Origin of the sequence: Azospira sp. I09, assembly GCF_009177135.1 — a bacterium.
In the GTDB taxonomy this organism is placed as follows: domain Bacteria; phylum Pseudomonadota; class Gammaproteobacteria; order Burkholderiales; family Rhodocyclaceae; genus Azospira; species Azospira oryzae.
In genome coordinates this window covers 2343230-2361212 of record NZ_AP021844.1, presented here as the reverse complement: position 1 = coordinate 2361212, position 17983 = coordinate 2343230, and the positions used below count along the sequence as shown (strand labels likewise).

Annotated in this window: 20 protein-coding genes; 9 read left to right on the top strand and 11 right to left on the bottom strand. The window is 68.1% G+C overall.

The window, feature by feature from the left end; all coding sequences use genetic code 11:
* Positions 1-4 precede the first annotated feature (4 nt).
* Positions 5-1177, bottom strand: a complete 1173-nt coding sequence (locus tag AZSP09_RS11030) for an EAL and HDOD domain-containing protein (protein ID WP_014235721.1) — start codon at positions 1175-1177, stop codon at positions 5-7.
* Positions 1178-1198: 21 nt separating this feature from the next.
* On the bottom strand, positions 1199-2212 hold the full coding sequence (locus AZSP09_RS11025) for a CDP-6-deoxy-delta-3,4-glucoseen reductase (protein ID WP_152090060.1): 1014 nt from the start codon (positions 2210-2212) through the stop codon (positions 1199-1201).
* 50 nt (positions 2213-2262) lie between these two features.
* On the opposite strand from AZSP09_RS11025, the gene AZSP09_RS11020 reads away from it, so the two are divergent.
* The 3 genes from AZSP09_RS11020 to AZSP09_RS11010 are packed head-to-tail and all read left to right on the top strand — an operon-like array spanning position 2263 to position 4762.
* Positions 2263-3168: an NAD-dependent epimerase/dehydratase family protein gene (locus AZSP09_RS11020; RefSeq protein ID WP_152090059.1), complete on the top strand. Its 906-nt coding sequence runs from the start codon at positions 2263-2265 to the stop codon at positions 3166-3168.
* Positions 3162-3578, top strand: a complete 417-nt coding sequence (locus tag AZSP09_RS11015) for a CopD family protein (RefSeq protein ID WP_014235718.1) — start codon at positions 3162-3164, stop codon at positions 3576-3578. The genes AZSP09_RS11020 and AZSP09_RS11015 overlap by 7 nt, the downstream gene beginning before the upstream one ends.
* A gap of 11 nt (positions 3579-3589) precedes the next feature.
* Positions 3590-4762: a THUMP domain-containing class I SAM-dependent RNA methyltransferase gene (locus tag AZSP09_RS11010; protein WP_152090058.1), complete on the top strand. Its 1173-nt coding sequence runs from the start codon at positions 3590-3592 to the stop codon at positions 4760-4762.
* An 84-nt stretch (positions 4763-4846) separates the two neighbouring features.
* On the opposite strand, the gene AZSP09_RS11005 is transcribed toward AZSP09_RS11010, so the two are convergent.
* Together AZSP09_RS11005 and AZSP09_RS11000 are read right to left on the bottom strand one after the other, a co-directional pair.
* Positions 4847-5983 carry a PilT/PilU family type 4a pilus ATPase gene (locus AZSP09_RS11005; protein ID WP_014235716.1) on the bottom strand — a complete coding sequence of 379 codons (1137 nt, stop codon included), beginning with the start codon at positions 5981-5983 and terminating at the stop codon, positions 4847-4849.
* A gap of 16 nt (positions 5984-5999) precedes the next feature.
* Positions 6000-7043 (bottom strand): type IV pilus twitching motility protein PilT, encoded by a 1044-nt coding sequence (locus tag AZSP09_RS11000; RefSeq protein WP_014235715.1) that lies wholly within the window; start codon positions 7041-7043, stop codon positions 6000-6002.
* A 158-nt stretch (positions 7044-7201) separates the two neighbouring features.
* Here AZSP09_RS11000 and AZSP09_RS10995 point away from each other — a divergent pair, with 158 nt between their 5' ends.
* From AZSP09_RS10995 to AZSP09_RS10980, 4 genes are read left to right on the top strand one after another with little or no spacing between them, the layout of a single operon-like run.
* Positions 7202-7906, top strand: coding sequence for a YggS family pyridoxal phosphate-dependent enzyme (locus tag AZSP09_RS10995; RefSeq protein ID WP_152090057.1), 705 nt, complete (start codon positions 7202-7204; stop codon positions 7904-7906).
* 13 nt (positions 7907-7919) lie between these two features.
* The gene (proC, locus tag AZSP09_RS10990; protein ID WP_152090056.1) at positions 7920-8732 is read left to right on the top strand and encodes a pyrroline-5-carboxylate reductase; all 813 of its coding nucleotides are present in this window, start codon (positions 7920-7922) and stop codon (positions 8730-8732) included.
* 39 nt (positions 8733-8771) lie between these two features.
* Positions 8772-9344 carry a YggT family protein gene (locus AZSP09_RS10985; protein ID WP_152090055.1) on the top strand — a complete coding sequence of 191 codons (573 nt, stop codon included), beginning with the start codon at positions 8772-8774 and terminating at the stop codon, positions 9342-9344.
* Positions 9344-9634 (top strand): DUF167 domain-containing protein, encoded by a 291-nt coding sequence (locus AZSP09_RS10980; protein WP_152090054.1) that lies wholly within the window; start codon positions 9344-9346, stop codon positions 9632-9634. The genes AZSP09_RS10985 and AZSP09_RS10980 overlap by 1 nt, the downstream gene beginning before the upstream one ends.
* A 39-nt stretch (positions 9635-9673) precedes the next feature.
* Here AZSP09_RS10980 and AZSP09_RS10975 read toward each other — a convergent pair whose 3' ends face one another.
* Positions 9674-10387, bottom strand: a complete 714-nt coding sequence (locus AZSP09_RS10975; RefSeq protein ID WP_152090053.1) for a LytTR family transcriptional regulator DNA-binding domain-containing protein — start codon at positions 10385-10387, stop codon at positions 9674-9676.
* Between the two features lie 136 nt (positions 10388-10523).
* On the opposite strand from AZSP09_RS10975, the gene cowN reads away from it, so the two are divergent.
* Positions 10524-10826, top strand: coding sequence for a N(2)-fixation sustaining protein CowN (gene cowN / locus AZSP09_RS10970; protein ID WP_152090052.1), 303 nt, complete (start codon positions 10524-10526; stop codon positions 10824-10826).
* 81 nt (positions 10827-10907) lie between these two features.
* Here the strand turns inward: cowN and AZSP09_RS10965 are convergent, their stop codons facing one another.
* Genes AZSP09_RS10965 through AZSP09_RS10940 form a run of 6 tightly spaced genes read right to left on the bottom strand, consistent with a single transcriptional unit; the run spans position 10908 to position 16366 of the window.
* On the bottom strand, positions 10908-12152 hold the full coding sequence (locus AZSP09_RS10965; protein WP_152090051.1) for a dihydroorotase: 1245 nt from the start codon (positions 12150-12152) through the stop codon (positions 10908-10910).
* A gap of 5 nt (positions 12153-12157) precedes the next feature.
* The gene (locus tag AZSP09_RS10960; protein ID WP_152090884.1) at positions 12158-13132 is read right to left on the bottom strand and encodes an aspartate carbamoyltransferase catalytic subunit; all 975 of its coding nucleotides are present in this window, start codon (positions 13130-13132) and stop codon (positions 12158-12160) included.
* 1 nt (position 13133) lies between these two features.
* Positions 13134-13655: a bifunctional pyr operon transcriptional regulator/uracil phosphoribosyltransferase PyrR gene (pyrR, locus tag AZSP09_RS10955; protein ID WP_014235706.1), complete on the bottom strand. Its 522-nt coding sequence runs from the start codon at positions 13653-13655 to the stop codon at positions 13134-13136.
* Positions 13648-14124: a Holliday junction resolvase RuvX gene (gene ruvX / locus AZSP09_RS10950; protein ID WP_152090050.1), complete on the bottom strand. Its 477-nt coding sequence runs from the start codon at positions 14122-14124 to the stop codon at positions 13648-13650. The genes pyrR and ruvX overlap by 8 nt, the downstream gene beginning before the upstream one ends.
* Positions 14117-14677 carry a YqgE/AlgH family protein gene (locus AZSP09_RS10945; protein WP_014235704.1) on the bottom strand — a complete coding sequence of 187 codons (561 nt, stop codon included), beginning with the start codon at positions 14675-14677 and terminating at the stop codon, positions 14117-14119. The genes ruvX and AZSP09_RS10945 overlap by 8 nt, the downstream gene beginning before the upstream one ends.
* 48 nt (positions 14678-14725) lie before the next feature.
* Positions 14726-16366, bottom strand: coding sequence for a DUF342 domain-containing protein (locus tag AZSP09_RS10940; RefSeq protein ID WP_152090049.1), 1641 nt, complete (start codon positions 16364-16366; stop codon positions 14726-14728).
* A 155-nt stretch (positions 16367-16521) separates the two neighbouring features.
* Here AZSP09_RS10940 and AZSP09_RS10935 point away from each other — a divergent pair, with 155 nt between their 5' ends.
* Positions 16522-17976 (top strand): cryptochrome/photolyase family protein, encoded by a 1455-nt coding sequence (locus AZSP09_RS10935; protein WP_152090048.1) that lies wholly within the window; start codon positions 16522-16524, stop codon positions 17974-17976.
* The last annotated feature ends 7 nt before the right edge of the window (positions 17977-17983 follow it).

Genomic DNA, 17983 nt, shown 5'->3' with positions numbered 1-17983 from the left:
GCCCTTATTCCATCTTGTCGGCGAAGCTCAGGGCTTCCAGCTGGGCCTTGTTGATCTGGGCGGCGGAGAGGCCCAGCAGGCCGGCCTGCTGGATCAGGCGGGTGCCGTCGCCGTCCTCGCAGGCCAGGGCGATGTCGAGGAAGGGGCCGTAGAGGCCGCCGCGGCCGAGCAGGGCCTCGCTGATGGGTTCGGGCAGGTGCATGGCTTCCAGCACCTGTTCCATGGGCACGCCCAGCATGTGGTCGAGCAGGGAGAAGGCGCCGGTGATGAACAGGTTGTCGTACTCGGACTTGTCCACCACGCCGTGGCCCAGGGCCTCCATGAGGCGGGCCCGGGTCAGGGCGGTGTGCATCAGGGCCGGGGCCATGGGGTCCTTGGAGGCGGTCACCAGCAGCAGGGAGAGCCACTTGTTGAGCTTCTCGTAGCCGAGGATGGTGACGGCGTGCTTGAAGGACTGGATCTCGCAGGAGAGGCCGAAGCCCACCGAGTTGATGTAGCGCAGCAGCTTGTAGGAGAGGGCCACGTCCTGCTTCAGGGCCGCTTCGATCTTGCCCGTGTCCTCGTTGTTGCGCACCAGGTTGAGCACCCGCACGATGTGGGCGTGGCTGGGGTTGAGGGTCTTGCCGGCCGGTGCCGTCAGGTTCTTGAAGAACCAGCCGGCGGCGGCGGAGACGCCCGCATCCATGCAGGCCTGGAATTCCTGGGGCGTGTCGGCGTTGAAGGCGACGGGAATGCCCACCTGCTGGGTCTTGGCCACCAGGGCGGCCATCTGGGCCGGGGTATAGGCATCCACGTCAAAACCGATGAAGCGGAAGTGCAGGCCGCTGGCCAGGGCTTCACCGGCATCCTCGCCGAAATCCAGACAGAGGGAAGGATTGCGGTTCTTCAACTCGCCCAGGAGGGTGCCGTCGCCGGTGGTGAGGGCGAAGGGATGGACCTCCAAAGTGGCGTTGGCGGGGATTTCCCAGTTCAGCAGTTCCGGCGAGAGGGGCGCGCCGCTGCTGACGAAGACCGACTTCTCCCCCTGGGGCCAGACGTCGGCCAGGGCGCCCAGTCCTTCGGCGGCGGCCGGCATGGGATCCACCCCGGCCGGGAAGGAAAGACGCAGCCGGGTGGCGATGATCTTGCTCTGGCGGTTGACCAGGGGCTGGCGGGTGATGAAGACCTCGGCGGGCATGACGCCTCCTGGGGCTGGAAATCAGGATGAGAAAGTGAAGGAATCGGCGAAGAACTCGGCCTCGGGCAGGCCGCAGCGGCCGACGAAGTCCCGCTTGGCCGCCTCCACCATGACCGGGGCGCCGCAGACGTACACCTGGTGGCCGGAAAGGTCCGGGAAGTCCTGCATCACGGCCTCGTGCACCAGGCCGGTACGGCCGTTCCAGCCGTCCGTGGCGGCCGGCTCGGAAAGCACCGGCACATAGGTGATGTGGCTGTGTTCGGCGGCCCAACGGGCGGGCAGCTCGTCCATGTAGAGGCCGGCCTTGTTGCGGTTGCCCCAGTAGATGACCATGGGCCGCTTGCTCTGGGTATACAGGGCGTGCTCGACGATGGCCTTGATGGGGGCGAAACCGGTGCCGCCTGCCAGCAGGATCATAGGCTTGTCCGAATCCTCGCGCAGGAAGAAGCTGCCGTGGGGACCGTTGAGGCGCAGGATGTCCCGCTCCTTCATGCCGTTGAAGACGTGTTCGGTGAACAGGCCGCCGGGCACCAGGCGGATGTGCAGCTGCAGGAAGGCATCGTCGTGGGGCGCATTGGCCAGGGAGAAGCTGCGCCGCTTGCCGTCCTTGAGCAGGATGTCCACGTACTGGCCGGTGAGGAACTGGAAGCGCTCGGTGGCGGGCAGGCGCAGGTGCAGCACCATGACGTCGGCGGCCACCTTCTCCATCTTTTCGACGCGGGAGGGCAGGGTCTTCACCGGGATGTCGCTGGCGGAACGCACTTCCCGGCATTCCAGGGTCAGGTCAGTCTTGGCCTTGGCGCAGCAGAAGAGGGTCAGGCCGGCGGCCTTGTCGGCCTCGGTGAGGGCATGGGGCTGGGACTTGCCGTGGTCCACCTCGCCGCACAGCACCTTGCCCTTGCAGGCGCCGCAGGCGCCGTCGCGGCAGCCGTAGGGCATGGTCAGGCCCTGGCGCAGGGCGGCTTCCAGAATGGTCTCGTCGGATTCGGCCGCGAAATGGTGCTGGCCGGGTTCGATGGTGACGGAAAAGCTCATGGTTCCCCTTTTTCGACTTCCAAAGGCACCGAACCGGCTAAAATGCCGCGGTGCAAAGATTATTGATTGTCGGTTGCGGCGATGTGGCCTGGCGCGCCCTGCCCCAACTCCTCCGGCGCTATCGCGTTTTCGCCCTGTTGCGGGACCCGGCCCAGCACCAGCGCTGGCGGCAGGCCGGCGCCGTGCCGCTGGCGGGCGACCTAGACCGGCCGTCCACCCTGGGGCGCCTGGCCGGCGTGTTCGATCAGGTCCTGCACCTGGCTCCTCCGCCCGACCGGGGCCTGCGGGATACCCGCACGCGGCACTTGCTGGCCGCTCTGGGCAAGGCGGCAGGCGGAAATAAGTCACGGAAAAGTCTACCACAGGCCCTCACCTATATCAGTACGACAGGGGTATATGGGGACCGGGCCGGGGCCGCCACCGACGAAACCGCCCCGCCGCGCCCCCGTAGCCCCCGGGGCCAGCGGCGCCTGGACGCCGAACAGGCCCTGCGCCGCTGGGGCCGCGACAACGGGGTGCGGGTCAGCATCCTGCGCGCCCCCGGCATCTACGCCGCCGACCGCCTGCCCCTGGCGCGGCTGCAGGTGGGCACCCCGGCCCTGGTAGAGGCCGACGACGTGTTCACCAACCATATCCACGCCGCCGACCTGGCCGGTCTGGCGGCGGCGGCCCTGGTGCGGGGCCAGGCCAATCGTTGCTACAACGCCAGCGACGATTCCTGCCTGAAGATGGGCGAGTATTTCGACCGGGTGGCGGATGCCTTCGGCCTGCCCCGGCCGCCGCGCCTGAGCCGGGCCGAGGCGGCTGCCGTGCTGTCGCCCCTGCAGCTGTCCTTCATGAGCGAGTCCCGGCGCCTGGCCAACCGGCGCCTGAAAGAAGAACTGCGCTACCACCTGCTTTACCCCCACGTGGATGACGGCATTGCCGCCGCCCTCTCGGAGAAAACCCCATGCTGATCCTCAAGGCCCTGCACATCATTCTCGTCGCCAGCTGGTTCGCCGGCCTCTTCTACCTGCCGCGCATCTTCGTCAATCTGGCCATGGTGCCGGCGGACAGCACGGCGGAGCGGGAGCGGCTGCTGCTCATGGCGCGCAAGCTGTTCCGCTTCATGACCCCCCTGGGCGTGCTGGCCCTGGTCTTCGGCACCTGGCTGTGGCTCGGCTACGGCTTTGCCGGCGGCTGGCTCCACGCCAAGCTGACCCTGGTGCTGGTGCTGATCGGCTACCACGCCTACTGCGGCACCCTGCTCAAGCAGTTCGCCGCCGGTACCAACCGGCGCAGCCATGTCTGGTTCCGCTGGTTCAACGAACTGCCGGTGCTGATCCTCTTCGTCGTGGTCTTCCTGGTCGTCCTCAAACCCTTCTGAAAGCTGCTTCCATGTTCAAACTCTTCGCAACCTGTCCCCGGGGTCTGGAAGCCCTGCTGGCGGAAGACCTCACCGCTGCCGGCGCCAGCGACATCCGCATCGTCGCCAGCGGCGTCGCCTGCCGCGGCACCTGGGAGACGGTGTACCGCACCAACCTCAACTCCCGCATCGCCACCCGGCTCATGCTGCAGCTCTCCTTCGGCAAGTACCTGAAGGAGGAGGACATCTACAAGCAGGCGAGCAAGATCGACTGGCCCCGCCATTTCGACGTCAGCCGCACCATCCGGGTATACGTCACCGCCATCAAGTCGCCCCTGAAGAGCCTGGAGTTCATCACCCTGCGCATCAAGGACGCGGTCTGCGACGTCTTCCGCGACCAGTGCGGCGAGCGCCCCAGCGTGGATACCCGGGAGCCGGAAGTGCGCATCCACGCCTTCCTCACCGCCGAGGACTGCACCCTGTACCTGGACACCACCGGCGCCCCCCTCTACCAGCGGGGCTACCGGCAGAAGACGGTGGAGGCACCGCTGAAGGAGAACCTGGCCGCCGGCATCCTGCGTCTGGCCGGCTGGCAGCCGGGCACCGTGCTGCTGGACCCCATGTGCGGCAGCGGCACCTTCCTCCTGGAGGCGGCCCAGCAGGTCTGCAACATCGCTCCCGGCGCCCGCCGCAGCTTCGCCTTTGAGAACCTCAAGGGCTTCGACGCCCAGCTGTGGCAGCGCCTCAAGAACGCCGCCGTGCAGGGCGAGCGCAAGCCCGCCGGCAAGCCGACCCTGTTCGGCCGCGACGTGTCCCCCAGTGCCTACCGTTCGGCCCTGGCCAACCTGGACCGGGCCGGCCTGCTGCCGGCCGTCGATCTGGCCGTGGGCGACATCCTGGAGACGGCGCCGCCGTCCGAAGCCGGCCTCATGGTCTGCAACCCGCCCTACGGCGAGCGGCTGGAGGAGCTGGACAACCTGCTGGCCTTCTATCCCCAGCTGGGCACCGCCCTCAAGCAGAAGTACGCCGGCTGGACCTGCTACTTCCTCACCGCCGACCCGGCCCTGCCCAAGGGCGTCGGCCTCAAGCCGGGCAAGAAGACGCCCCTCTACAATGGGGCCCTGGAATGCCGCCTGTACCAGTTCAAGATGGTGGCCGGCTTCAACCGGCGCAAGAAGCCGGGCGAGGAAGAGTCCGGGGAGTAAGCCTTGCGCTGCGCCGCCACGGTGGGCGCAGACAATAAAAAACGGCGGAAATTTCCGCCGTTTTTCTTTGGGGCTGCGCCCGTATCAGACGATGTCCAGGTGGCCGATGCCGGCCGCCAGGTCCCGGTCCTTTGATTCCTTGCCGTGCAGCTTGATCTGCAGGCGCAGGTCGTTCACCGAGTCGGCGTTGCGCAGGGCGTCCTCGTAGCTGATGCGGCCGGCCTCGTAGAGATCGAAGAGGGATTGGTCGAAGGTCTGCATGCCCAGCTCCCGGGACTTCTTCATGATCTCCTTGATCTCGGTGACCTCGCCCTTGAAGATCAGGTCCGAGATCAGGGGCGAGTTGAGCATGACCTCGATGGCCGCCGCCCGGCCCTTGCCGTCCTTGAGGGGGATGAGGCGCTGGGAGACGATGCCGCGCAGGTTGAGGGAGAGGTCCATCAGCAGCTGCTGGCGACGTTCTTCCGGGAAGAAGTTGATGATCCGGTCGAGGGCCTGGTTGGTGGAGTTGGCGTGCAGGGTGCCCATGGCCAGGTGGCCGGTCTCGGCGAAGGCCACGGCGTGCTCCATGGTCTCCCGGTCGCGGATTTCGCCGATCAGGATCACGTCCGGCGCCTGGCGCAGGGTGTTCTTCAGGGCCATTTCCCAGGAGTCCGTATCTACGCCCACCTCGCGCTGGGTGACGATGCAGTTCTTGTGCTCGTGCACGTACTCCACCGGGTCCTCGATGGTGATGATGTGGCCGTAGGAGTTTTCGTTGCGGTAGCCGATCATGGCCGCCAGGGAGGTGGACTTGCCGGAGCCGGTGCCACCGACGAACAGCACCAGGCCCCGTTTGGTCATGGCCACGTCCTTCAGCACCGGCGGCAGGCCCAGGTCCTCGAAACGGGGAATGGTGGTGTTGATGGTGCGGCAGATGACGCCGATGCGGCCCTGCTGGACGAAGGCATTGACCCGGAAGCGGCCGATGCCGGCGGGGGAGATGGCGAAGTTGCACTCCTTGGTGGATTCGAATTCCGCCGCCTGCCGGTCGTTCATGATGGAGCGGGCCAGTTCTGCCGTGTGCTGGGGCGTCAGGGCCTGGTTGGAGACCGGGGTCATCTTGCCGTCCACCTTGATGGCGGGGGGGAAGCCGGCGGTGATGAAGAGGTCCGAGCCCTTCTTCTGCACCATGAGGCGCAGCAGGTCCTGGATGAATTTGAGTGCCTGATCTCTTTCCATAATTCTTCCCCGGCGCCTAGCCGCCGAACATGTCCTTGTTGACCGCCTTGGTGCGGGCTTCCGCCGGCGAAATGACGTTGCGCCGCACCAGGTCGGTGAGGTTCTGGTCCAGGGTCTGCATGCCGAACTGCTGGCCGGTCTGGATGGCCGAATACATTTGGGCGATCTTGGCTTCCCGGATCAGGTTGCGGATGGCCGGGGTGCCGATCATGATCTCGTGGGCTGCCACCCGGCCATTGCCGTCCTTGGTCTTCAGCAGGGTCTGGGAAATGACGGCGCGCAGGGATTCGGAGAGCATGGCCCGGATCATTTCCTTCTCCGCCGCAGGGAAGACGTCGATGATCCGGTCCACCGTCTTGGCGGCGGAGGAGGTGTGCAGGGTGCCGAACACCAGGTGGCCCGTTTCCGCCGCCGTCATGGCCAGGCGGATGGTTTCCAGGTCGCGCATTTCGCCCACCAGGATCACGTCCGGGTCTTCCCGCAGGGCCGAGCGCAGGGCGTTGTTGAAGGACAGGGTGTGGGGACCCACTTCCCGCTGGTTGATGAGGCACTTCTTGGCTTCGTGCACGAATTCGATGGGGTCTTCCACGGTCAGGATGTGGCCGTAATCGTTTTCGTTGATGTGGTTCACCATGGCCGCCAGGGTGGTGGACTTACCGGAACCGGTGGGGCCGGTGACCAGCACGATGCCCCGGGGGAATTCGGAAATCTCCTTGAAGATCTTCGGCGCGTTGAGGTCCTCCAGGCTCAGCACCTTGGAGGGAATGGTCCGGAAGACGGCGCCGGCGCCCCGGTGCTGGACGAAAGCATTGACCCGGAAACGGGCCAGGTTGGGCACTTCGAAGGAGAAGTCGCACTCCAGGTTCTCTTCGTAGGTCTTGCGCTGGCCGTCGTTCATGATGTCGTACACCATGGCGTGCACGTCCTTGTGCTCCATGGCCGGCAGGTTGATGCGGCGCACGTCGCCGTGGACCCGGATCATGGGCGGCAGGCCGGCGGAGAGGTGCAGGTCGGAGGCCTTGTTCTTGACGCCGAAGGCGAGCAGTTCGGTGATGTCCATCAACGGTCCTTGGAGGCGGAAAACGGGAGTGAATGGGAGCTAAACGGGGCGCCCGGCGCGCGCTGGAGCAGGGCGGCGGCGCCGGCCCGGTGCCGGGCGCTCCGGCCCGGCGGTGCTATACTTTCGCGCCACGATTGCCCATGTTTTAGCGCCCGATTATGACGCCTATTTTCGCCAACCTGCAAGCTGTCAAAGCCCGCATCGACGCCGCTGCCCGCGCCTGCGGCCGGGATCCGTCCGCGGTCTCGCTGCTGGCCGTGGCCAAGACCTGGCCGGCGGAGTGCGTGGTCGAGGCAGCCGCTGCCGGCCAGCGGGCCTTCGGCGAGAACTACGTGCAGGAAGGCTGCGACAAGATCGACCAGCTGCGGGCCGCAGGGCACAGCGATCTGGAATGGCATTTCATCGGCCCCCTGCAGAGCAACAAGACCCGGCCCGTGGCTGAACGCTTCGACTGGGTGCACAGCATCGACCGGCTGAAGATCGCCCAGCGTCTTTCCGAGCAGCGTCCGGCAGACCTGCTGCCGCTGCAGGTGTGCGTCCAGGTGAATATCTCCGGCGAAGCCAGCAAGAGCGGTTGCGACCTGGACCAGGCGGCCGAGCTGTGCCGGGCCGTGGCGGCCCTGCCCAACCTGACCCTGCGCGGCCTGATGGCCATCCCGGCGCCGGCAGAAGACGAAGCGGCCCAGCGCGAGCCCTGCCGCCGCCTGCGCCAGTTCTATGAACAGCTGCGGGCCGAGGGCCTGGCCCTGGACACCCTGTCCATGGGCATGTCCCACGACCTGGAGGCCGCCGTGGCCGAAGGCGCCACCATTGTCCGCGTCGGCACCGCCATTTTCGGTGCCCGCGATTACTCCAAGACCTAAAAGGACTTTCCCCATGAAGATCACTTTCCTCGGCGGCGGCAACATGGCCAATGCCCTCATCGGCGGCCTGGTGAACAAGGGCTTCGCCGCCGGCGACATCGCCGTGGTGGAGCTCAACGCCGACAACCGCAGCAAGCTGGAAGCGGCCTACGGCGTGCGCACCTTTGCCGGCGCCGAGGCGCCGGCCTGGGACTGCGACGTCATCGTCCTGGCAGTGAAGCCCCAGAGCATGAAGGAGGCCATCGCCCCCATCGGCCCCCATCTCAAGGACCAGCTGGTGGTGAGCATCGCCGCCGGCCTCAACCTGGCCTCCCTCTCCCGCTGGCTGGGCGGCCACCGCCGCCTGGTGCGCACCATGCCCAACACCCCGGCCCTGATCGGCGCCGGCGTCACCGGCCTCTACGCCCTGCCGGAAGTGGACGCCGCCGGCCGCACCGCCGCCCAGCGCGTGCTGGAGGCCGTCGGCAGCGCCGTGTGGTTCGCCGACGAGTCCCAGATGGATGCGGTCACCGCCGTTTCCGGCAGCGGCCCGGCCTACGTCTTCCTCTTCATCGAGGCCCTGCAGCAGGCCGGCAAGGACCTGGGCTTCGACGACGAGCAGGCCCGCCGCCTGGCCATCGAAACCGTGCTCGGCGCCGCCCAGCTGGCGGCCCAGTCGCCGGACCCGGCCAGCGTGCTGCGGGAGCGGGTCACCTCCAAGGGCGGCACCACCGCCGCCGCCCTGGCGGTGATGGAAACGGCCGGGGTCAAGGCCGGCATCATCGCCGGCGTCAAGGCGGCCGAAGCCCGGGGCGTGGAACTGGGCCAGCAGCTCGGCGCCGACTGAGTCCCGCTCCCATAGCCCCTAACCGAACGGATACCCACCATGCTGCTCGACATCCTCAATTTCCTGCTCGACGTGGTCGCCAGTTTCTTCGGCTATCTGCTGCTGCTGCGCTTCGTCATGCAGTGGCGCCGGGTTTCCTTCAAGAACCCCCTGGGCCACTTCGTGCTGCAGACCACCAACTGGGTGGTGCTGCCCCTGCGCCGGGCGATTCCCGGCCTCTTCGGCCTGGACTTCGCCAGCCTGGTGCCGGCCTGGCTGCTGCAGGCCGCGGTCAAGGCGGCCATGCTGGCGGTCAAGGGCGGCGCCGCCCTCGGCGCCAGCGCCCTGGTCACGGCGGCCCTGGCCATGGGCTTCTTCGAACTGCTGCACATGGCGGTGATGGCGGCCATCGTCCTCATGCTGGTACAGGCGGTGATTTCCTGGGTCAATCCCCATACGCCCCTGGCCGGCCCCATCCACGCCCTCACCGACCCGCTGCTCAAGCCCCTGCGCCGCATCGTGCCGCCCATCGCCAACGTGGACCTGTCGCCCCTGGTGGCCATCGTCCTGGCCCAGGTGCTGCTGATGCTGCTGGCCTACACCAAGGCCGCCCTCATGCCCCTGCTCTTCTGATGTTCCACCAGCGCGGCGGCGATGGCCGCCTGCTCCTCACCCTGCACATCCAGCCCGGGGCGAAGAAGACGGAGGTCTGCGGCCTCCACGGCGACGCCCTGAAAATCCGCCTGGCGGCCCCGCCGGTGGACGGCAAGGCCAACGCGGCCCTGCTGGCCTTCGTCGCCGACCGCCTCGACCTGCCCAAGAGCGCCGTCAGCCTGAAGAGCGGCCAGACCTCCCGGCGCAAGGTGGTGGAAGTGGCCGAGCCGCCGGCCGACGCGGTGCAGCGCCTGCTGCCCGACGCCTGACTTTTTCCCTTCTCCGATTCCCTGTTTTAGCGCAGGCGGCTACCAGCCGAGGCGGGCCGCCACGGCCGCGGCCCGGCTGCGGCCGATGGGCAGACGGCTGGCGGGAAAGGTGGCCATCACCACCGAGGGCCGTCCCTCCTGGCGCTCCAGGCGGGCGGCGTGGGCCACGGCGATGAGGTGGCGGCGGTGGATGCGCAGGAACTGTTCCGGGTCCAGGCGCCGCTCCAGCTGGGCCAGGCTGAGGTGGCAGAGGAAGGATTCCCGGGCGGTGTACAGCCGGGCGTAATGGCCTTCGGCCTGCAGGTGCACCACCTCCGCCGGGTCCACCAGGGCGGTGCCGCCCTGCAGCAGCACCGGCAGCTTGGCCAGGCGCCCTTCTTCCGCCGCGGCCTGGGGCAGGGCGGTGAGACCCCGGTAGTCGTAGAGAAGCAGGCAGAAGCCGGCGGCGGCTTTACCAGCGCCGTCGCTGCTTTCCAGGCGGCTGATGCTGAGCAGCAGGGGCCGGTCGGGGGTGTTGATGGTCATGGTCACCGGCACCGGGGTATCGCCCGCGGCGGCCTCCTGCAGCAGCCAGGCGATCTTGCGCCGGCTCGGCTCCGGGTGCAGGTCCACCACGGCGCGGCCCTCCAGGGCCGGATGGTAGCGTTGCAGCAACTGGCGGGCGGCGGGGTTGAGCTGGCGGATGCGCCCCTCCCGGTCCAGCATGACCACGCCGGGGTCCATCTTCTGCAGCAGGTATTCCAGGCTTTCCATGTCGGCTTTCCGTCGTTCGTGCAGGAATGATGTCGTTCATGCAAGAAGCCTGCCGTTGGTGCAGGGGCCCTTGTCCGCCCCGCGCCGGGCTCCCCAGAATGGGCCGTCAATCATTGCAATCAGGGGAGGATGGGCCATGTCAGAACAAGCAGCCGCCGCGGCGGACCGTTACGTTTCCTTCGAGGGCATCGACTGCTGGCACAACGCCTGTGCGGTGGTGGCCCGGGTGCTGCACCACTACGAGGGGCCTGAGCGCACCAACAAGTACTGGGAATACTTCGTCGCCAAGATCCCGCCGGGCTACTACAGCGGCGCGCCGACGGAGGACCTGCTCTACCTGGTCTGTTCCAATACCTACTACATCGAGGAACTGTTCGAGAAATTCGGCGATGCGGAAGGGCTGCAGTTGCTGCAGCGGGCCGAACTGGAGTGCTGCTAGAGCGGGAATGGGAACCGGGCAGGGACCTGCCCGGAGAGGCAGGCGGGGCGGCCATTGCGGCGCCCGCCTGCCGCAGAGTGGCTAGAGCAGCCGGCCGCCGGCCACCACGGCCTGGATGCGGCCGCTCATGGTGCGTCCCGCCAGGGGGCTGTTGCGGCCCACGCTGGTAAAGGCGTCCGGAGTGATGGTCCATTCCGTCTCGTTGTCGAAGACGCAGACGTCGGCCACGGCACCCACGGCCAGATGGCCCAGGTCGCTGCGGCCGATGACGGCGGCGGCGTCGCTGGTGACCCGGGCCAGGGCCGTGCCCAGGGACAGTCCGTCCTCCCGGGCCCAGGCCAGCACCAGGGGCAGCAGCAGTTCCAGGCCCCGGGCCCCCACTTCCGCCTCGCCGAAGGGCACCTGCTTGCCGTCCGCCTCCATCGGCGTGTGGTCGGAACAGACCGCCTGGATCACGCCTTCGGCCAGGCCGAAGCGCAGGGCGGCCCGGTCCGCCACGGAGCGCAGGGGCGGGTCGAAGCGGGCCTGGGCGTTGAAGTAGCCGATGTCCTCTTCCGCCAGGTGCAGGTGATGGGCGGCCACGTCACAGCTGACGGCGACGCCCCGGGCCTTGGCCTCGCGCACCATGGCGACGCCGGCGGCGGAGGAGAGGCGCATCAGGTGCAGGCGCACGCCGGTGCTCTTGGCCAGTTCGATCAGGGTGGCGATGGCCACCGTCTCGGCAGCCACGGGGATGCCGGCCAGGCCCAGGCGAGCGGCCATTTCGCCGTCGTGGGCGACGCCGTCCTTGGCCAGCTGATAATCCTGGGGTCGCAGCCAGACGGCGAAGTCGTAGGTGGCGGCGTACTGCATGGCCCGGTACAGGGACTGCAGGTCGGTGACGGGCTGGCTGGCCTGGGAGAAGGCGACGCAGCCGGCGCTGGCGAGGCCGGCCATGCTGGCCAGGGTCTGGCCCTGCAGGCCCTTGGTAAGGGCACCCAGGGGCAGCACCCGGGCCAGGCCCAGGGCTTCGGCGCGCTGGATCAGGCGTTCCACCAGGCTCGGTTCGTCCAGCACCGGCCGGGTGTCCGGCGGGCAGACCACGGTGGTGATGCCGTTGGCGGCGGCGCAGGCCAGCTCCGCCTCCAGGCTCGGCAGGCGGGCGGAAAGGTCGATCAGGCCGGGGCAGACCACGTAGCCGGCGGCGTCGATTTCCCGCTCCGTGACGAAGCCGGCGGGGGCCTGGCCGACGGCGGCGATGCGGCCGTCGGCGATGAAGAGATCCTGCCGGGCGTCGATGCCGTTCTTGGGATCGATGAGGCGGCCGTTCTTGATGCTGATGTTCATGGTGTTCAGTTCCCCGCGAGGATGCCCATCACCGCCATGCGCACGGCGATGCCGAAAGTGACCTGATTGAGGATCACCGCCTGGGGCCCGTCGGCCACGGACGAGTCGATTTCCACGCCCCGGTTCATGGGGCCCGGGTGCATGACGATGGCGTCGGGCTTGGCCAGGGCCAGCTTTTCCGGCGTCAGGCCGTAGCGCTTGAAATACTCGCCGGCGGAGGGCAGCAGGGCCCCGTTCATGCGTTCGTTCTGCAGGCGCAGCATGATCACCACGTCGCAGTCCTTGAGGCCTTCGTTCATGTCGTGGAAGACCTTCACCCCCAGCTGTTCCAGGTAGCCGGGCAGCAGGGTCTTCGGCGCGATGGCGCGGATTTCGCCGCAGCCCAGGGTGCGCAGGGCGTGCAGGTCGGAGCGGGCGACCCGGGAATGGAGGATGTCGCCGACGATGGCCACCCGCAGGTTGGCAAAGTCCTTCTTGTAGTGGCGGATGGTGTACATGTCCAGCAGCCCCTGGGTGGGGTGGGCATGGCGGCCGTCGCCGGCGTTCACCACGTGGATGTCGTCCCGGCCGATGCGTTTCAAGTGCTCGGCGATGAGGAAGGGGGCGCCGGAGGTGGCGTGGCGCACCACGAACATGTCGGCGTGCATGGAGCAGAGATTGTCGATGGTGTCGAGCAGGGTCTCGCCCTTGGCCGTGGAGGAGCGGGACACGTCCAGGTTGATGACGTCCGCCGAGAGGCGCTTGGCGGCGATCTCGAAGGTGGTGCGGGTGCGGGTGGAGTTCTCGAAGAAGAGGTTGAAGACGCTCTTGCCGCGCAGCAGGGGCACCTTCTTCACGTCCCGGTCCGAGACCTCGAGGAAGCTCTCGGCGGTATCGAGAATCTGGGTGATCACCGGCAGGGGCAGGCCCTCGGTGGACAGCAGGTGCTGCAGCTTGCCCTCGGCGTCGAGCTGCGGATTCAGACGGCTCTGGGTGAGCATCTCAGCCACGGTCGTTCCTCCCCATTTTCCAGAACAGGCGGCCGGATTCCTCCCGGCCCAGGATCAATTCTTCACCTTCTTCCAGGTCCACTTCCCAGACGCAGTAGCCGGGCTCGATGGGCAGCTCCCGCTCGCCCCGGTCGGCCAGCACCGCCAGTTCGACCCGGGCCGGGCGGCCGTAGTCGAACAGCTCGTTGATGGCGGCCCGGGTGGTGCGGCCGGTGTACAGCACGTCGTCCACCAGGATCAGGGGCCGGCCTTCCACCTCGAAGGGGATGTGGCTGGGACGCACCTGGGGATGCAGGCCCTTCTCGGCGAAGTCGTCGCGGTAGAAGGAGACGTCGATCTGGCCCACTTCCTCGCGAATGTCGAGCAGCTGCTTGAGACGCTCGGCGACCCAGGCGCCGCCGGAGTAGATGCCCACCAGGGCGGTGTCGGGAGTGAGGTGGGGGCGCAGTTGCTCGGCCAGGCTGGCGAGCTGCAGTTCTGCGTCGGGGAGCTGGGTGGGAATGGCTTCAGGCATGGGCGGCAGGTTCGGAGAAAGGGTCGGAAGTGTCGAAATAGGCTTGCAGAATGAGTTGGGCCGCCACCGCGTCCAGATGCTGCTTGGCGGATTTGGCGTTGTGGCCGGTTTCCCGCAGGCGCTCGTTGGCGTCGAGGGAGGTCAGGCGTTCGTCGGCGAAGGCCACCGGCAGGGCGAAGCGGCCCTTCAGCTGGTTGGCGAAGCGGGTGCAGCGGGCCGTCATGCCGTGGGGATTGCCGTCCAGACTGATCGGCAGGCCGACCACCAGCAAGGCGGGGCGCCATTCTGCGATGAGGGCGGCGATGGCGGCGAAACGCTCCTGGTTGGACTGGGCGTGGATCACCGTCAGGGGATGGGCGTGCTTGACCTGGGGCTCGCCGACGGCGACGCCGATGCGCTTCTCGCCGAAGTCGAAGGCCAGGACCGTGCCGGTCGGAGCGGAAGGGGAGCCGACGGCAGCCTCAGGCATGCCCGGCGTCCTCGGCCAGATGGGCGAAGTCGATGCCCAGGGCGAGCATGGCGGCGGCCAGGCGCTCTTCCGGAGGCAGGGAAAAGACGATGGAGGGATCGGCGCGCACGGTGAGCCAGCCGTTCTGGGCCAGTTCGCTTTCCAGCTGGCCGGCGCCCCAGCCGGCGTAGCCCAGGGTCACCAGCACTTCGCTGGGCTGGCCCTGCCGGCCCATGGCCACCAGGATGTCGCGGGAGCTGGTGAGGCCCACCTCGTCATTGACCGCCAGGGTGGATTGCCACTGGCCCACCGGCCGGTGCAGGACGAAGCCCCGGTCGGTCTGCACCGGGCCGCCGAAATACACCGGCAGGTTGTTCAGGCCGGCGGCGTCGAGGGGAATGTCCACCTTCTCGAAAAGGTCCTGCAGGGGCATGTCCAGGGGCTTGTTGACGACGATGCCGAGGGCGCCCTGGTCGTTGTGCTCGCAGACGTAGACGAGGGCGCGGGAAAAATAGGGATCGTCCATCGCCGGCATGGCGATGAGGAAGTGGTCGGTGAGATTGACGCTGTCCATGGCAGGGCGGATTTTACCCCGGAACGGGTCCCGGCATGGGCGTCCCGCTCAGCTCTTGCCCCGGGCCAGTTGGTCGGCCTCCAGGGCCCCTTCCGCCACCCGCACCTGCAGCCCGTGGGCCTTGTCTCCCACCAGGGTGTAGTGCAGCAGGCCGCAATGGACCTCCATGCCCTCGTACACCGCCTGCTCGGCGATGACCTTGGCGTTCTGGGCCAGGCGCAGCTGTTCCTGCAGCAGGGTTTCCTCCTCCCCCAGGCGGGTCAGGGTGCGCAGCAGGGATTCCCGGGTGATGCGGGCCCGCTTCAGGGTCTCCGGCGGCACCCGTTCCGGCAGCTTGGCCGCCAGCTCCAGCAGCTTGACCACCTGGGCCAGCTGCTCCTCCACCTGCTGCCGGTGCAGCACCAGGCGCTGCTGCTGGGCCCGCAGCTTGGGGTCCAGGCCGATGTCGATGCGCGTGCCGATGTGGGCGCCGGAGCCGATCACCTTGGCCTTCACCAGCAGGGTGGCCTGGGCCCGGCCGCCGATGATGTGGCCCCGCTGCTTGTGGCCGACGACGATCTGGTTGATGGCGATGAGATTGCTCTGCATGGCCACGTCGTCGATGAAGATGCTGTCGCCCGCCTCCACCTTGGCCTGCTGCACGTAGGTGGCGGTGAAGCTGCCGCCGCACTGGATGTAGGAGGGGATTTCGTTGCCCTGGGCGTCCTTGCGGCCGCCTGAGCCGATGGCGCCGCCCTTGATGACGATGTCGCCGCCGGCGACGATGACCGCCGCCTCCACCGTGCCGCCGATCTCGATGTCGCCGCTGGCGCGGATGGTCATGCCGGCCTGGACGTCGCCCTTGACCGTGACGGCGCCGTCGAAGTCGATGTTGCCCGAATTGATGGTGACTTCATTCACCGTGTAGGTGGGCTCGACGATCACCCCTTCCCGGGTACGCACCGGTTGGCCGGTGATGGCGGCGGCCAGCTTGTTGGGGTCCGCCGGGTCCGGGGCGACGCCGGAGAGGTTGGGGGAGAACATGGTCTCCTTGCCCGCCAGGGCCGGGATCACGGCCCCGGAAACGGTTTCCCCCGGGGTGCCGGGGGTGGCGGGAATGCGCTGCATGACGGCTTGGCCGGCGTGTACCGTGAGGATTTCTCCCAGGTTGCGGTAGTCCATGAGGCCCTTCTCGTTGACCTGGGGCACCCGGCTGCGGCTTTCCGGCACCAGCACCTCGATGCGCCCGTCCTCGCCGTGGACCGGGGCCCGGCCCTCGGCGATGAGCAGGTTGTCGGCCTGGCCCAGGGCCAGGGCCTGGGCGATGGCGGACTCCCGGATGCCGGTGGTGACGCCCTGCTGGGCCAGGGCCCGGCGGATGGCAGCGTCGTCGATGGGGGCGCCGCCCTGGGGCGGGGTGATGCTGAGGAAGGCGGCCATCTTGTCGCCGGCGACGCTGACCTCGGCCTTGGCGTCCACCGCCTCGGCCACCGCCAGGGCCGCCACCGGGCGGGCGCCCTTGATGCTGTCGGCGAGCACGCCGAGGGCAGCCGCATTGCGCCGCAGGGCGCCGTGGCCGAGCTCGGCGATGCGTTCTTCCAGCCAGGGGACGTCTATCGTGGGGGGCGCCACTCCCGCTTCCGGAGTGAAGCTGGCGACCAGGCTACGACTTTCGGGGTCGTAGGTGAAATCGAGTCCTTGCGCTTCCATTGATCCCTTCCTGAGATCAGGCGTGTCTGTCGCACGCCTCTTCGCCGACTGGAGAATTTAGAGCTAACATCTGGCGCACCTTCCGGCCGTCGAACCCGGAAGCCCCTTCCCTGTGGGGGCGGCACTGCTCCGCCGCGCCTGAATCGATTGCCATTATGCTTGAATCCGCCCTTGTCTGGTTCCGCCGTGATCTACGCGATTACGACCACGCCGCCCTCTACCACGCGCTGAAGTCGGCGCGCCGGGTGTGGTGCGCCTTCGTCTTCGACAGCGACATCCTGGAGGCCCTGCCCGGGCGCAGCGACCGGCGGGTCGAGTTCATCCGGGAATCCCTGGCGGAACTCCATGTGACCCTCCAGGCCAAGGGCGGCGGCCTCATGGTGCGCCACGGCCCGGCGGCCGCGGAAATTGCCGCCCTGGCGCGCCAGCTGGGCGTGGCGGCGGTGTTCGCCAATCGGGACTACGAGCCCCGGGCCAAGGCCCGGGACGCGGCGGTGGCCGCCGACCTGGAGCGGGACGGCATCGCCCTGCACCTGTTCAAGGACCAGGCCGTCTTCGACGGCGACGAGGTCCTGACCAAGGGCGGCACGCCCTACACCGTGTTCACGCCCTACAAGAACTGCTGGCTGGGGAAACTGGAGGATTTTCATGTCCGTCCCTATCCGGTGGATCGCTACAGCGGGCACCTGGCCCCGCCCCCGGACGGCGGCGGGGTGCCTTCACTGGCAGATATCGGCTTTTTGCCGACGGACCTTGAGCGCATCGGCGTCGTGCCCGGCATGACAGGCGGCGCCGCCCGCTGGCAGGACTTCCGCCAGCGTCTGGATCGCTACGCCGAGCAGCGGGATTTTCCGGCGGTGAAGGGCGTCTCCTACCTCTCCGTCTATCTGCGCTTCGGCTGCCTCTCCATCCGCCAGCTGGCGGGCGAGGCCTGGCGCAGCGGCGGCCCCGGCGCCGCCACCTGGCTTTCGGAGCTGATCTGGCGCGACTTCTATTTCATGGTGCTGGACCGTTTCCCCCAACTGCCGGACGGCTGCTTCAAACCCGAGTTCGACCGGATGCTGTGGGACGAGGCCCCCGCCCTGCTGGCGGCCTGGCGGGAGGGCCGTACCGGCTATCCCCTGGTGGATGCGGCCATGCGCCAGCTGGCCCAGACCGGCTGGATGCACAACCGGCTGCGCATGGTGGTGGCCTCCTTCCTGACCAAGGACCTGGGCCTGGACTGGCGCCTGGGGGAAGGGCATTTTGCCGACCTGCTGCTGGACTTCGACCTCTCCGCCAACAACGGCGGCTGGCAATGGGCCGCCTCCACCGGCTGCGACGCCCAGCCCTGGTTCCGCATCTTCAACCCCATCACCCAGTCGGAAAAATTCGATCCCCAGGGCCGCTTCATCCGCCGCTACGTGCCGGAGCTGGCCGGGGTACCGGACAAGCACATCCACGCTCCCTGGCGCATGGCCCCCCTGGAGCAGCAGGCTGCTGGCGTAATCATCGGCCGCGACTACCCGGCGCCGGTGGTGGACCACAATCTGGTCCGCCAACGCACCCTGGGCCGTTTCGAGGCGGTAAAAAACCAAGACATGCCGAACGTTGGCCTCTGCCGGCCCTAGGCCGCCA

Bases quoted from the DNA above. Each gene is read 5' to 3' on its own strand.
- AZSP09_RS11030 (WP_014235721.1), bottom strand. From the start codon at position 1,177: ATGCCCGCCGAGGTCTTCATCACCCGCCAGCCCCTGGTCAACCGCCAG.
- AZSP09_RS11025 (WP_152090060.1), bottom strand. From the start codon at position 2,212: ATGAGCTTTTCCGTCACCATCGAACCCGGCCAGCACCATTTCGCGGCC.
- AZSP09_RS11015 (WP_014235718.1), top strand. From the start codon at position 3,162: ATGCTGATCCTCAAGGCCCTGCACATCATTCTCGTCGCCAGCTGGTTC.
- AZSP09_RS11010 (WP_152090058.1), top strand. From the start codon at position 3,590: ATGTTCAAACTCTTCGCAACCTGTCCCCGGGGTCTGGAAGCCCTGCTG.
- AZSP09_RS11005 (WP_014235716.1), bottom strand. From the start codon at position 5,983: ATGGAAAGAGATCAGGCACTCAAATTCATCCAGGACCTGCTGCGCCTC.
- AZSP09_RS11000 (WP_014235715.1), bottom strand. From the start codon at position 7,043: ATGGACATCACCGAACTGCTCGCCTTCGGCGTCAAGAACAAGGCCTCC.
- AZSP09_RS10995 (WP_152090057.1), top strand. From the start codon at position 7,202: ATGACGCCTATTTTCGCCAACCTGCAAGCTGTCAAAGCCCGCATCGAC.
- proC (WP_152090056.1), top strand. From the start codon at position 7,920: ATGAAGATCACTTTCCTCGGCGGCGGCAACATGGCCAATGCCCTCATC.
- AZSP09_RS10985 (WP_152090055.1), top strand. From the start codon at position 8,772: ATGCTGCTCGACATCCTCAATTTCCTGCTCGACGTGGTCGCCAGTTTC.
- AZSP09_RS10980 (WP_152090054.1), top strand. From the start codon at position 9,344: ATGTTCCACCAGCGCGGCGGCGATGGCCGCCTGCTCCTCACCCTGCAC.
- AZSP09_RS10975 (WP_152090053.1), bottom strand. From the start codon at position 10,387: ATGGAAAGCCTGGAATACCTGCTGCAGAAGATGGACCCCGGCGTGGTC.
- cowN (WP_152090052.1), top strand. From the start codon at position 10,524: ATGTCAGAACAAGCAGCCGCCGCGGCGGACCGTTACGTTTCCTTCGAG.
- AZSP09_RS10965 (WP_152090051.1), bottom strand. From the start codon at position 12,152: ATGAACATCAGCATCAAGAACGGCCGCCTCATCGATCCCAAGAACGGC.
- AZSP09_RS10960 (WP_152090884.1), bottom strand. From the start codon at position 13,132: ATGCTCACCCAGAGCCGTCTGAATCCGCAGCTCGACGCCGAGGGCAAG.
- pyrR (WP_014235706.1), bottom strand. From the start codon at position 13,655: ATGCCTGAAGCCATTCCCACCCAGCTCCCCGACGCAGAACTGCAGCTC.
- ruvX (WP_152090050.1), bottom strand. From the start codon at position 14,124: ATGCCTGAGGCTGCCGTCGGCTCCCCTTCCGCTCCGACCGGCACGGTC.
- AZSP09_RS10945 (WP_014235704.1), bottom strand. From the start codon at position 14,677: ATGGACAGCGTCAATCTCACCGACCACTTCCTCATCGCCATGCCGGCG.
- AZSP09_RS10940 (WP_152090049.1), bottom strand. From the start codon at position 16,366: ATGGAAGCGCAAGGACTCGATTTCACCTACGACCCCGAAAGTCGTAGC.
- AZSP09_RS10935 (WP_152090048.1), top strand. From the start codon at position 16,522: ATGCTTGAATCCGCCCTTGTCTGGTTCCGCCGTGATCTACGCGATTAC.